A 13,254-nucleotide genomic window follows, 5' to 3' on the forward strand; every position below is an offset into this window, starting at 1 on the left:
GTCCGGCGTTCGTCGCGACTGCTAGATCAGCAATCGTCGAGTCTTCTGTCTCGCCCGAACGATGTGAAATAATCGCTGTATAACCTGCGCGTTTTGCCATTTCAATGGCGTCAAACGTCTCGGTCAATGTGCCAATTTGATTGACTTTCACAAGAATCGAATTTCCTATTCCCTGCTCGATCCCGCGCGCTAAGCGCTTGGTATTGGTCACAAACAAATCATCCCCGACAAGTTGCACTTTTTGACCCAGAACTTGCGTCAACTTCGCCCAATGATCCCAGTCGTCTTCTGCCAATCCATCCTCAATCGAGATGATCGGATAATTTGCAACTAAATGCTCATAGTAAGCAATCAATTCATCTGCCGTGCGGACGACTTGCTCCCCAGAAAAATAGTAAGCTCCTTCTTTGTACATTTCAGTAGAGGCCACATCAATCGCGAGACGCACATCCTTCCCAGGTTGATAGCCCGCCTTAGACACAGCTTCTAAAATCACTTGCAAAGCCTCTTCATTGGAACGCAAATTGGGTGCAAATCCACCCTCATCACCAACTGAGGTCGCTAATCCTTGTTTGCTAAGAACACTCTTTAACTGATGGAAGATCTCTGCGCCCATGCGTAGTCCTTCATGAAAGTTTGCTGCACCAACTGGCATAATCATGAATTCTTGAATGTCAACATTGTTGTCCGCGTGTTTTCCGCCATTTAAAATATTCATCATAGGAACGGGCAACTGTTTTGCATTCATTCCACCCAAATATTGATAGAGTGGCAACTGCAGTGCAGCGGCGGCCGCACGCGCCACAGCGAGTGAAACGCCAAGAATCGCATTTGCACCTAAATTCCCTTTGTTTTCTGTCCCATCAAGTTCAATCATGAGTTGATCAATGCTAAGTTGATCACAAGCATCAAGTCCAATTAATTCGGGGCCGATCACTTCTTCGACATTGGCGACGGCCTTTGTCACACCTTTTCCAAGATATCGAGTTCCGTCTCCATCGCGCAACTCAACAGCCTCGTGCGCACCTGTAGAAGCGCCCGAGGGCACAATTGCACGGCCTACATGTCCACTCTCTACTACCACTTCGACTTCTACTGTTGGATTACCGCGTGAATCTAAAACCTCTAACGCCCGAATATCGTCAATTTCCGTCATGCGAAAACCTCCTATTCCAAATTCGAGGAGATGATGGATGTCCCCGTCATCTCTTGGGGTTTGGGTATCCCGAGCAGATGCAGCATAGTCGGTGCCACGTCTGCAAGAATCCCGTTTGTCCGAAGACTTACATCAGGGAGGGTCACAATGCAGGGCACAGGATTCGTGGTATGTGTCGTACATGGCAGACCGGACGCTTCATCGATCATCACCTCGGCATTGCCATGATCTGCAATGATGATGGCCGCCCCTCCCACAGCAATGAGCGTATCAACCACCTTACCAAGACACTCATCTACAGCCTCACACGCCTTGATTGCCGCTTCCATGACCCCTGTATGCCCCACCATGTCAGGATTGGCAAAATTTAAAATCATTACATCGAGCCCACCCTTGGCAATGCGTTGCACAGCGGCATCCGCCACTTCGTATGCACTCATCTCCGGCTTCAAATCATATGTGGCGACTTTGGGCGAGGGAATCAAGATGCGCTCCTCTCCATCGAATTGCGCTTCTCGTCCACCACTAAAAAATGACGTCACATGAGGAAACTTCTCTGTTTCCGCAATCCGCAGCTGCGTCATATGCTGTTGTGCAAGCACTTCACCGAGCGTGTTGTCAAGATTGGTCGGCTTATATGCGACATAGCCATTTACCGATTCACTAAAAAAAGTCATGCAGACATAATAGGGATGTGGCCAGTGAGACCCGCGATCAAACCCCCGAAAATCTTCATTCGTGAACGCTTGCGAGATTTGCACAGCGCGATCCGGACGAAAATTGAACATCACAACCGCATCATGTTCCTCAATCAATCCTACAGGATGATCCTGATCATCTACTACGACAAGGGGAAGAACGAATTCATCCGTCACAGACTGTTGATAACTCGCTTCAAGTCCTTGCAATGGATCACGCACAGGTTGTCCTTCTCCATAAACCATTGCCCGATATGCTTTTTCTGTCCGCTCCCACCGTCGATCGCGATCCATCGCATAATAGCGTCCGATTAACGTGGCGATTTGTCCAATTCCTGTCGCATGGCATTTGTCGATTAGATCTTTGACATACTGCACAGCCGTATAAGGCAGCACATCGCGTCCGTCGAGAACGGCGTGGATATACACCTTTTCGATATTCGCTGCACGCGCCATATCAAGGAGCGCATACAGATGTTCAATGTGACTGTGTACTCCGCCATCCGACAACAAGCCGTAAAAATGTAACTTTGATCCGTGCCTGCGCACATGTTCAACGGCACCTTGTAACACAGGATTCTTTGCGAATTCACCCTCGCGAATGGACTTACTGATGCGCGTCAAATCTTGATAAACAATTCGCCCTGCCCCGAGGTTCAAATGCCCCACTTCAGAATTGCCCATCTGCCCATCCGGTAACCCTACCGATTCACCACTCGCACCAAGTGTAGTAAAAGGAAAAATCGTGCGATAACGATCAAAATTTGGCGTGCGCGCAGCCAGCACAGCATTCCCTTTAGTTTGTGGAATCCATCCAAAGCCATCCAAAATAATCAGTGCGAGCGGTTTTGGCGTTTTCATTGCATTCATCTCCTCTTCCATTCAAAAACGGCATCACGAAGTGATCGTCGCCACTTGCTGCACTAATGCAGCAAATGAGGCAGGCTGTAGACTCGCACCCCCGACAAGTGCCCCGTCGATATTTGGTTGCTCCACATAGCTCACGATATTTTCCGGTTTTACGCTCCCGCCATAAAGGACGCGCACTTGCGAAGCTGCATCAGAGCCAAGCGAAGCGGTCACCAAACTGCGAATCCATGCAGCTACTTCTTCAGCGTCTTTGGCTTCGGAGGATCTTCCTGAGCCAATCGCCCAGATAGGTTCATACGCAATCACGAGAGCTGTGGCATCGAGTTCCTTTGCACTCTGCGACTTCAAAGCTTGTAATACCGGGCCTAATTGCCGACTCACCACAGACCGCGTAGCACCCGCCTCACGTTCTTCGAGCGTTTCTCCCACACAGACAATCGGAGTAAGCATTTGATCCAGTGCAGTCATCGCCTTTCTTGCTACTGCATCATCTGATTCAGCAAAATATTGGCGACGCTCAGAATGTCCAAGAATCACATATTCACACTGCAACTCTTTTAACATCGGTGCAGAGACTTCTCCTGTAAATGCACCTTCAGCCATTTCATGCATATTCTGTGCACCAAGCTTCACATGCATTTGCGCCAATTGATCGTGCAAACCAAATAGCGCAGTAAAAGGCGCACAAATGAGCGACTCATGACGTGTATTCAAAAGAAGATCGGCAAATTCTGTAAGTTGCTCTGAAAACGACCGCGCTTCCCGCAATGTTTTATACATTTTCCAATTGCCTGCAACTAACTTGGTCCGCATCTACATGCGCCCCGCCTTTCTCTATCGAGATTGCAACGCGGCAACCCCAGGGAGTGTTTTACCTTCTAGAAACTCCAGCGAAGCTCCACCACCTGTGGAAATATGCGTCATCCGCTCGGCGAGCCCTGCCTTTTCTACCGCAGCAACTGAATCTCCGCCGCCTATGATCGTCGTCCCTTGTACTTCTGCCATCGCTTGTGCAACCGCATTCGTCCCCGCCGCAAAACGTTCCATTTCAAATACACCCATAGGCCCGTTCCAAATGACTGTTTTTGCAGTAATCACCGCTTTTGCATACAACTGACTAGTCTTGGGACCGATATCAAGCGCCATCTCGTCCGCTTTTACATCGTCAATCTCCCCGATGCGTGCAGGCGCGTCAGGAGCAAATGCCGTGGCGAGTACGAGATCAACAGGCAACAAAAGCTCCTTGCCCATCGTCCGTGCCTGATCAATCAGTTCCCGTGCAACCTGGATTCGATCAGATTCTACCAAAGACTTGCCAAGTGCATATCCTTGTGCCGCAAGAAATGTGTTCGCCATCCCTCCGCCAATCAACAAACGATCAACCTTAGCGAGCAGATTTTCAATCACAGCGATTTTATCACTCACTTTTGCACCGCCGATAATCGCCGCAAACGGCCGCTCTGGATGTGCAAGTGCCGCACCCATCACCGAAAGTTCACGCTCCATCAAGAGCCCTGCGACGCCAGGTAAAAAATGCGCGATCCCCTCCGTTGTCGCATGCGCACGATGCGCAGCTCCAAATGCGTCATTCACATAGAGATCAGCGAGTTTCGCAAATTCCGCTGCGAGCTCACGATCATTCTTTTCTTCTCCTGAATGAAAACGTACATTTTCCAACAAAAGTACGTCGCCTTCACGCAGTTTCATCACATTTGCAAGAGCCCCTGCACCAACACTATCCTCGCTAAAAAACACTGGTCCACCCAACAATTCTTCTAAACGTTTTGCAATAGGGCGCAAAGATAAACCGGGAACGACCTGACCTTTTGGTCGCCCCAAGTGACTTGCCAAAATAATGCGCGCACCTTTTTGGCGCAGTTCTTGAATGGTGGGTAAGGCAGCACGAATGCGCGTGTCATCCGTAATCTTTTCCCCATCAAGCGGAACGTTAAAATCTACACGCACAAAAACGCGTTTACCTCGGACCTCGATATCGCGTAATGTTTTTTTCTCCATCCTACAACCCGCGCTCCGCTACATATGCCGCAAGGTCGACGACACGATTTGAATAACCCCACTCATTGTCATACCAAGAAACAACTTTCACCATTGTCCCTTCAATAACCATCGTAGATAAACCATCGACGATTGACGAATACGCATTGCCATTAAAATCACGTGAAACGAGCGGTTCATCCGTATAATCAAGGAATCCTTTAAGTGGGCCTTCTTTTGCAGCTGCACGCAGTGCCTGATTTACTTCCTCCACCGTAACAGACTTTTGCAGTTCCGCGTTCAAATCGACGACAGAGACGTTTGGTGTTGGAACACGCATGGAAAATCCGTTTAGCTTGCCCTTTAATTCCGGTAAGACGAGCGAAACTGCTTTTGCCGCCCCTGTAGTGGTCGGGATAATCGACAGTGCTGCGGCGCGTGCCCGTCGCAGATCACTATGTGGCAAATCGAGAATGCGCTGGTCATTCGTATACGAATGGACAGTAGTCATAAGCCCATGAATAATGCCGAATTGCTCATGCAAAACTTTTGCAATCGGCGCCAGACAGTTTGTTGTGCAAGAAGCGTTTGAGATCACATGATGACTCGCTGCGTCGTACTTTTCGTGATTGACCCCCATGACAATGGTGATATCCTCATTTTTCGCAGGCGCTGAGATGATTACCTTCTTAGCTCCTCCTTGCGCGATGTGTGCCAGCGCCTTTTCTTTATCTGTAAACAGGCCTGTCGACTCTACAACAATCTCTACCCCTGCATCTGCCCATTTCAAATCCCCCGGATTGCGCTCAGCAAATACTTTAACACGGCGCCCATCGACAAGAAGATCAGAACCATCTGCACTTACATCATGCGGGAAGATCCCATGCACTGAATCGTATTTCAATAACATCGCGAGTGTTTCGGCGTTTGTCAGATCATTGACCGCCACAACCTCTACATCATTACGCGAAAACGCCGCACGAAACACATTGCGCCCAATTCGCCCAAATCCATTAATACCCACTTTCACTGCCATTCCAATCGCTCCTTAGATTTTGTATTGTTTCACAGAAAGTATAAAGCGAATAAAACGTGCGCCTTCTCACATGCACCTTAGGACAACTGTGTCTGTTCAAGAATCGCCCGCGCAGCCCCCTCATCAGTGACCAGCGCATCCATCGCATACGCTCTTGCCGCCGCCCGAATCGCCGCTCCCTTAGCACGACCGCCAGCCACCGCAATGACAGTCCCAATATCCGCAAGATCATCAAGCCTCATGCCGACAGTGTTCATCATATATACGCTGTGGCCATGCGCATCAAAATAATAGCCAAACGCTTCAGCGACAGCGCCGCTTGCCTGCAATTTTGCAATCGTGTCGTCATCCAACTGGCGTCTGAGTGCCATCGTAAGCGCATCACCAATGCCATGAACCACAATATCTGCAGTTCGTATGCGCTCTGCCATCTCTGAAATTGCAGGCTCCTTTGACAATCGCTCCACTGTGGGCTTACTCAAAGACTCTGGTACATGAAACATGCGATATGTACCGCCGAGTTTTTCAGCAAGTTGCGAGGCGATCGTATTTGCTAATAGCTCTACGCGCTCGCCAAGCCCACCACGTGCCGGGAGAAACTCTACATTTTGTGGAGTCATCGATTTTGGCATCATATCTGCCAAGGCAGCCATGGTCGATCCTCCAGTAACGGCCACAGTACACGGCGGATGAATATACCCTTGCAAAATTTGCGCCGCGGCATGACCAATGTCACGCATTACCGCTTCATCTTGTTCACTGTCCCCAAGAACAACTGTCACCCGTGGAATGCCAAGCGCGTTTGATAGACGCTGTTCTAGTTCGCGACGGCCATCCAGCTTCCGGATCACTTTATCAAGATCAGCCAACAACGCCTCCCCCACATCTGTGACGGACATTCCCATAGGCCCCACGTCGATGAGCCCTTGCTCTTTAAACAATTCCACATCTGCGCGCAAGATTCGCTCAGTGGTGCCAAGCACTTGCGCTAAACTGCGACGCCCAATCGGCTGATGCAAAAAAATTCGCTGCAAAACGCGATAGCGAGAGCGCAGCTTAAGAGCTAACTCGGGCACGAGGCGCTGACTTGCTTGCAGTAAATCCAAGTGAATCGCTCCCCACATGTGTTCCAGCAAGCATGCACCTGCATATAAGAGACTTGCAGGCCTCTATCTGTCCCGCATAGATCAAAAATCGTCCCGCGATATATTGTACTATATTTCGCAAGCAAGGGAAACAAGAGAAAAACGCAGCAATGGAAGTTTACCTCAACTTCCCGCCGCCATATCCGACTCCACTTGGCGCCGTTGTGCAGAGTTTGGGATGTTCAATTCCTCCCGATATTTTGCAATGGTGCGGCGCGAAACTCGAATGCCACTTTGCTTCAACTGATCTGCAAGTTGTTGATCCGTAAACGGTTCGCTACGATTTTCACGGTCGATGAGAAATTTCAGTTGCGCCTTTACACTCGCCGCCGACACCCCCTCTTCCTGTCCACTAGAAATGAGACGCGCTGAAAAAAAGTGCTTTAGTTCAAAGATGCCACGTGGTGTCTGTGCGTATTTTCCGGAAACCGCGCGACTCACAGTCGATTCGTGCAGACCGAGTTCATCTGCTACCATTTTTAAAGTAAGCGGTTTCAACATTGCATCCCCGAATTCAAAATAATCGCGTTGATAGTGTACGATCATTTCAGCGACACGCTGCACTGTGCGCTTGCGCGCCTCAATGCCACGGACAAACGCTTGAGCAAGCCCCGTCTGACGCGCCACATAATCCCGCAGTTCACTTCCACGCTTCTGGTTTAGAAATTCTGTATATTCTTCGCTTAGGCGCAACTGAGGAAGCGCTAAATCATTTGCTGTCACGACATAGTCTGTTCCAAGCTTGGTCACAATGACATCTGGATAAATATACTGCACATCATCCGCCGCATACTGCCAACCTGGACGCGGATCGAGCGATTGAATCAGACGGATTGCTTGTTGACATTGCGTCTCTGAACAGTGATACTTTTGCGCGAGCTTGACATGTGAACCTGTGGCGCGCAATTGCGTTAAGTCATCTGTCAGCATCCGCTTCGCTAATTCAAACAATGGTCGCTGTGCCCGTTCACATTGTCCCATGCGTGCGTTTAATTGCAAGAGCAAGCATTCCTGTAAACTACGCGCCCCTACCCCGTGGGGTTCAAACCCTTGCAAAATCCACAGTGCATACAGCACCTCGCTTTTTGGAACACGCAAATGTGCCGCTATTTCTTCCTCGGAAATGCTTAAATATCCTCGTTCATCGAGACAATCGATCAAATAATCGACGAGTCTACGCTGGCGTTCACAGATGTGTTGCATCGCCAACTGCTCACGCAGCACTGCATCAAGTTTTGAACGATGCGCGACCGCGTACACCGCCGCATCACTTTGCCGACCAAGTCCCCGCAAACGCGCTCGCTCTTGTCGCTCTCGCTTTGGCCATTCGAGCAGCGGATTATCCGTGATCGCTTGCGTTGCCAGTTCCCAGAGTTCATGCGTCGACATCTGCAAAATCGCTATCGCTTGTTGGAGCGTCTGCGTGAGTGCCAGACGCTGTACTTGCTGTTGTACCAATCGATACCCCTGTTGCACTTGCATCGCCTCCACAAGAATCTCGGATCGCCGCAAATTTCCATAAGCAAGTTTTAGGCCAACTACTCTATGATTTATTATATTTCACACGATGTTTTAAAAACAGGGATGTTCAGAAGTTTTTTCATGCAAATTGCAAGAAGTCAAACTCGGCATACGATCTCTGCCTACCTAAATACGCATTTCTGTGCATAGGATAGAAGTACAGGAATGTCAGAAAACGAAAAAGGGGGCGTCATCGTGCACATTGGCATCATCGGAACAGGTCACATGGGGGGAATGCTTGCAACTGCATTTTGTGAAGCAGGAACTGCGCATCTGTTCATCCACAATCGAACCAAAAGGAAAGCACAACGCCTAGAAGATCAATTCCCTATGAGCATCACACTGTGCGATGATTCAGAAAGCGTGGTTGAACAAGCGGATGTCACTTTCCTTTGCACCAATGCAAAGGATTTGCCAAGCGTTCTCACCTCAATTCGCACCAAGGTACAACCACATCAATACATCATTTCAATCAATAGTCACTACACGCTGCGCGACCTAGAAGCACAGTTGCCTTGCAAAGTAGCCAAAGTCATTCCAAGCATCACCCAAACTGTACGGTCAGGTATTCTTCTTTTTATGCCAGGAAACCGATTAACTCACGAGGATGAAGAACAACTACTTGCACTACTTCGTCGCATCGGTGAACCTCATCTGATCGAAGAGACGCAAACACGCGTCTACTCCGACCTGACAAGTTGCGGCCCAGCCTTCATAGCCTATTGGCTTTTACAATTTACTGACGCCGCCAAACAGCATGGAGTTCCCGAACCCATTGCACAGCACTTGCTCGCAGCGATGGCAGAAGGGGTAGGGCGTCTTATCACAGAAAAGCAAATGACACTACAAGAGATTATCACTCGAGTCGCTGTCCCAGGTGGAATCACAGAAGCTGGCCTCCATGTACTTGAAGCGACAGAGAAAAACCTTTTTATACGCGTTCTTGAAGCCACCCAAAGAAAACAAGAAAACTTAACACACAGTGCAGATGACACACGCTAAACCACTTTACAATTCGCCGATTCACCCCTAAGTCCTTTTGCTTCTCATCGAACTACCTCGCCGTTGTCTCTGTCACGGCGTTTTTCATGGTCGCTTGTTCAGCTAAGCGCTGTACAGAACTGGGATTATAAAGCGTGCGCCCGAGCAATTGCACGGGTCCTTGTTCGACGACGACCTCTGTATGATAGGGAATGTGTTCATAAAACCATTTGGCATCAGGAATCGTCAAATGGAAGCAACCTTCTGAAGCGGGATGACCCAATTTTGCAGCGACATGGAGAAGAACTTGCTGGTCTTGATTCATCGGTACACTGTGAAATAAAAAGATGCCATGTCCATGCCAAGAAACCCAGTATTTTGCACCCATTTGGTACTGATCTGCATAAAACCAGGTGCCCCTCTCCGCTTGGATATGATACACACCAAGTGGTGTACTTGAATCAGGCGCTTTATCAATCCCTGAGGAGGTAATCATTGTATAGAGCAGATGATTTCCATGGAAAATATATACCAGTTGCTGATCAATGCTTACATCAATCCAAACACGCTCATTGGGTGAGAGTACAGGATATGCACCATCTGAAGGACGATAAGGATTGTAGCGTAAATAGACACCGTCCATTACGATGGGATCTGGCTTGGGTGCGTTGTCCGTCGTAGGTTTTAACTGCTCCTTACCTCGCGTTTTCTGTTCGTGAGTAGACTGTAAAGCAGATGAACTTTGCGCGAAAACCAAATGTCCGCCTAGCTTGTCCACGATTGTGGTATACCCATTTTGTAAAGTAGTAAATGCGCTCGTTTGATGCGTGAGCAAGACCCCTGCGCCAAGCAACACGACAACACCGCCAAAAATTCTCTTCCACATCAAATGAAAACCCCCTGCACACGCAAAAGTCTCTTATTTAAATCTCATGGTCTGCGGTTCTTACGGCCGCACATGTCCAAAAAATGTCGCTGAATCGCTGATTTTTTGCTCCATATAGGCCCAGTGATTTGTCGGCCCATGCCCTTCCCCTAGCGGAATTGCACCTGCAATCGCTGCACTGATAAACTGCTTGGCACTGTGCACCGCAGCAAAAAAGTCTTGTCCTCGCGCCAGCCATGCAGTCAGCGCAGAAGAAAACGTACATCCTGTCCCATGTGTATTTTTAGTCTCTACTCGAACACTGTGTAATTCCTCAAACTCGATCCCATCATAAATCACATCAATTGACTCTGGTCCGGGCATATGGCCTCCTTTAATCACCACACGCTGCGCCCCCAGATCACAAATGCGCTTCGCAGCTTCCCGCATCTCCTCAATCGACAGAATCCGCCGCCCCGTCAACACTTCTGCTTCTGGAATATTGGGCGTTACCACATAAGCGATGGGCAATAGCTGTTCACGCAAAGCTGACTCCGCATTTGGCGCAAGCAAACGCGCGCCACCCTTTGCGATCATTACAGGATCAACAATTAGTTTTTCAATCCGATAGTGTTTGACTGCCATGACCACCGTTTCAATGATCTCTGGCTGTGATAACATTCCTGTCTTTACCGCATCCACGCCAATATCCGTCACAATCGAATCGATTTGCTGACGCACAAAGTCTGGAGGCAAGTTATAAATCCCTTGCACGCCAAGCGTGTTTTGCGCCGTTACAGCTGTCAGTGCACTAACTCCAAAAACCCCTAGCATCTGAAATGTTTTCAAATCCGCTTGGATTCCTGCACCACCGCCTGAATCTGATCCAGCGATAGTCATCGCACGCGGCAATTGCTGTATATAAGCACACACGTTTCATCACACCCATTCAATTCAGGTCACATAACCAGAGAACGAACAACTGCTAAAAGCACCGTACCACGCGATGCGCTGTCGCACAAGTACTATTCCACATAACAGAGACACGACAACGAAATGCCTTGCATGAAGCCTTTTCAGCATGTATAATATGAAAGTCTCTTATGCGCCCGTGGTCCAATGGATAGGACGTAGGCCTCCGGAGCCTGAGGTAGGGGTTCGATTCCCTTCGGGCGCACCATAAATACCGATTTGATTGCAACACAAATGACCGATTAAAGTTGCGGTTGCAATGCAAGCCTTTCCTCTTCGTTAAGTCTCGATTAGAAACCTCTAATCATTTGACTCCATTCTACTTGGTACGAAACTCCTTAAATGACTCCCAATCGTTTTGAACAATGCAAATAGAATATGCACAATTGATACAATGCTTTTGGAGGGACATGATGAGTGAACTTTTCCATTTTTTTCGTTTATCCATAAATCGTATAGGTCAAGTGACAAGAGGTATGAACGATTGGCTCGCTGACCACATGTCCCTATGGTTATCCTCAATGTGGTTGTTTTGGGGACTCACTGTCCTTATTTTATTTGCACTTGCATTACAGCGGCCAATCGGGGCTCAAGGCTGGATTTTATTTATCGTCTCTGTTTTCTTTCAAGGAGTAGCCCTCCCTGTTCTGGCGTTCGTATCCACAAAACAAGGAGATCGCATGGAGAGTGTTTTACAACAGACGCACGACGCTACGCTTGCTGAACTCGAGGAACTAAAGGCCATGCACAAAGAACGAGATGAGGAAATCGCAATGCTTCAGCAACAACTGAAAGACAATGCGCAGACTCTCTCCTTGATTTCCGCATTACAGGAACAATTGACAGCAACAATCAGTCCGATTGTTGCTGTGGTTAAGCCAGCAGATGAATAAGCGTCAAATAATGATCGATTTTCTCCACGGGTACAATGGTGTTTGTGAGTGTGCCTATCAATCGAAAACTTGATTTCATAGTGACAGCAAGCTATACTTTGAGACATGCACAATGTGGGTCATTAGCTCAATGGTAGAGCATCCGACTCTTAATCGGCAGGTTGAAGGTTCGAGTCCTTCATGGCCCATTTTTCATACTCACGATTCACCGCAAAACCATCCGATATCTGGATGGTTTTGTTGTTGGACGCATCTAGTACTTCGCACAAGTAATTTTAGTCCGAACGGACCATGTGTAGTTACGCTTCATCATTTACAATCAAATTGCTGAGCGATCGTGCATTGTCTGCCTTTCCTCATTCCATTGTCAAAAGAGGCCATCCTGCAGGCCTCTTTTGTTACTTCCCCCTTGTTGTCTGAATGCACACATTAAAATTGCTTACATAAATATTTAGATAAAAAGAGTGTGCCCAAGCGACTCGATCTACGCTCTGGCACACGGCTGGTTTAGTCAATGAATTGGGGTACACTTGACTCCGCAACAGCTATCAGGATATTAACACAAATAGATTTTTCTATCAATATAAAAAATACTGACGGAGCATGCGCGTGAACACGATATCCCTCTCTTTACTCACGACAGATCAAACAAGCTCAGTGGCTACTTGTCACTCCCCTTCATCATCCTGATTGACTGGGGAAGGGAGTAACCCTAGTTTAAATGCAATGCCCTGAGAATGCATGGCAATAAACACAAGAATCCCTGTCACAAGCGTAATACGATACAAACCATAGCCTAGTGCCAGTCCTGCAGCAGCAGTCACCCATAAATTTGCCGCCGTTGTCAATCCACGCTTGACATTTTTGCGATCAACCCAGATGACACCCGCCCCGAGGAATCCAATGCCACTCACTACTTGCGCGGCAAGGCGCATCATGTCTTTATTTTCCCCATTAGGTGGCATGGTGGAAATAATCATGACAAGACATGAGCCAATAGCAACCAATGAATGCGTTCTAATTCCTGCTGCCTTCCCTTTGCGCGCACGTTCGAGGCCTACAAGGAAACCAAATCCGAGTGAGGCAACGAGGCGAAGATATAAGTCCCACTGCAAATTGACA

General features: G+C 48.3%; 12 protein-coding genes and 2 tRNA genes. 4 read left to right on the forward strand and 10 right to left on the reverse strand.

Annotation, left to right across the window (positions count from 1 at the left end):
* The 7 genes from eno to rpoN form a co-directional block, all read right to left on the reverse strand.
* Positions 1 to 1,156 (reverse strand): phosphopyruvate hydratase (gene eno / locus BM613_RS08635; protein ID WP_109430779.1); only part of this gene is annotated, 1,156 nt, incomplete at its 3' end.
* Between the two features lie 11 nt (positions 1,157 to 1,167).
* Positions 1,168 to 2,715 (reverse strand): 2,3-bisphosphoglycerate-independent phosphoglycerate mutase, encoded by a 1,548-nt coding sequence (gene gpmI, locus BM613_RS08640; protein WP_109430780.1) that lies wholly within the window; start codon positions 2,713 to 2,715, stop codon positions 1,168 to 1,170.
* A gap of 33 nt (positions 2,716 to 2,748) precedes the next feature.
* Complete coding sequence (gene tpiA, locus BM613_RS08645) at positions 2,749 to 3,537, reverse strand: triose-phosphate isomerase (RefSeq protein ID WP_109430781.1); 789 nt, start codon at positions 3,535 to 3,537, stop codon at positions 2,749 to 2,751.
* 21 nt (positions 3,538 to 3,558) lie between these two features.
* Complete coding sequence (locus tag BM613_RS08650; RefSeq protein WP_109430782.1) at positions 3,559 to 4,740, reverse strand: phosphoglycerate kinase; 1,182 nt, start codon at positions 4,738 to 4,740, stop codon at positions 3,559 to 3,561.
* Position 4,741: 1 nt separating this feature from the next.
* Positions 4,742 to 5,755, reverse strand: a complete 1,014-nt coding sequence (gene gap / locus BM613_RS08655) for a type I glyceraldehyde-3-phosphate dehydrogenase (protein ID WP_109430783.1) — start codon at positions 5,753 to 5,755, stop codon at positions 4,742 to 4,744.
* Between the two features lie 77 nt (positions 5,756 to 5,832).
* Complete coding sequence (locus BM613_RS08660; protein ID WP_109430843.1) at positions 5,833 to 6,879, reverse strand: sugar-binding transcriptional regulator; 1,047 nt, start codon at positions 6,877 to 6,879, stop codon at positions 5,833 to 5,835.
* Positions 6,880 to 7,023: 144 nt separating this feature from the next.
* Positions 7,024 to 8,376 carry an RNA polymerase factor sigma-54 gene (rpoN, locus tag BM613_RS08665; protein WP_181362994.1) on the reverse strand — a complete coding sequence of 451 codons (1,353 nt, stop codon included), beginning with the start codon at positions 8,374 to 8,376 and terminating at the stop codon, positions 7,024 to 7,026.
* A gap of 210 nt (positions 8,377 to 8,586) precedes the next feature.
* Between rpoN and BM613_RS08670 the strand changes: the two genes are divergently transcribed.
* A complete protein-coding gene (locus tag BM613_RS08670; RefSeq protein ID WP_109430785.1) occupies positions 8,587 to 9,423 on the forward strand; it encodes a pyrroline-5-carboxylate reductase dimerization domain-containing protein in 837 nt (278 codons plus the stop codon).
* A gap of 52 nt (positions 9,424 to 9,475) precedes the next feature.
* Here the strand turns inward: BM613_RS08670 and BM613_RS08675 are convergent, their stop codons facing one another.
* Together BM613_RS08675 and thiD are read right to left on the reverse strand one after the other, a co-directional pair.
* On the reverse strand, positions 9,476 to 10,288 hold the full coding sequence (locus tag BM613_RS08675; protein WP_109430786.1) for a L,D-transpeptidase: 813 nt from the start codon (positions 10,286 to 10,288) through the stop codon (positions 9,476 to 9,478).
* 60 nt (positions 10,289 to 10,348) lie between these two features.
* On the reverse strand, positions 10,349 to 11,167 hold the full coding sequence (gene thiD, locus BM613_RS08680; RefSeq protein ID WP_109430844.1) for a bifunctional hydroxymethylpyrimidine kinase/phosphomethylpyrimidine kinase: 819 nt from the start codon (positions 11,165 to 11,167) through the stop codon (positions 10,349 to 10,351).
* Between the two features lie 205 nt (positions 11,168 to 11,372).
* Between thiD and BM613_RS08685 the strand changes: the two genes are divergently transcribed.
* The 3 genes from BM613_RS08685 (at position 11,373) to BM613_RS08695 (ending at position 12,320) form a co-directional block, all read left to right on the forward strand.
* Positions 11,373 to 11,447, forward strand: a tRNA-Arg gene (locus BM613_RS08685).
* A gap of 205 nt (positions 11,448 to 11,652) precedes the next feature.
* Entirely contained in the window at positions 11,653 to 12,132 is a 480-nt protein-coding gene (locus tag BM613_RS08690) for a hypothetical protein (RefSeq protein ID WP_109430787.1), read from the forward strand.
* A 116-nt stretch (positions 12,133 to 12,248) separates the two neighbouring features.
* Positions 12,249 to 12,320, forward strand: a tRNA-Lys gene (locus BM613_RS08695).
* Between the two features lie 480 nt (positions 12,321 to 12,800).
* Here BM613_RS08695 and BM613_RS08700 read toward each other — a convergent pair.
* A complete protein-coding gene (locus BM613_RS08700) occupies positions 12,801 to 13,247 on the reverse strand; it encodes an MgtC/SapB family protein (protein WP_109430788.1) in 447 nt (148 codons plus the stop codon).
* Positions 13,248 to 13,254: the final 7 nt, after the last annotated feature.

It is taken from the genome of Sulfoacidibacillus thermotolerans, assembly GCF_003144315.1.
In the GTDB taxonomy this organism is placed as follows: Bacteria; Bacillota; Bacilli; order Alicyclobacillales; family SLC66; genus Sulfoacidibacillus; species Sulfoacidibacillus thermotolerans.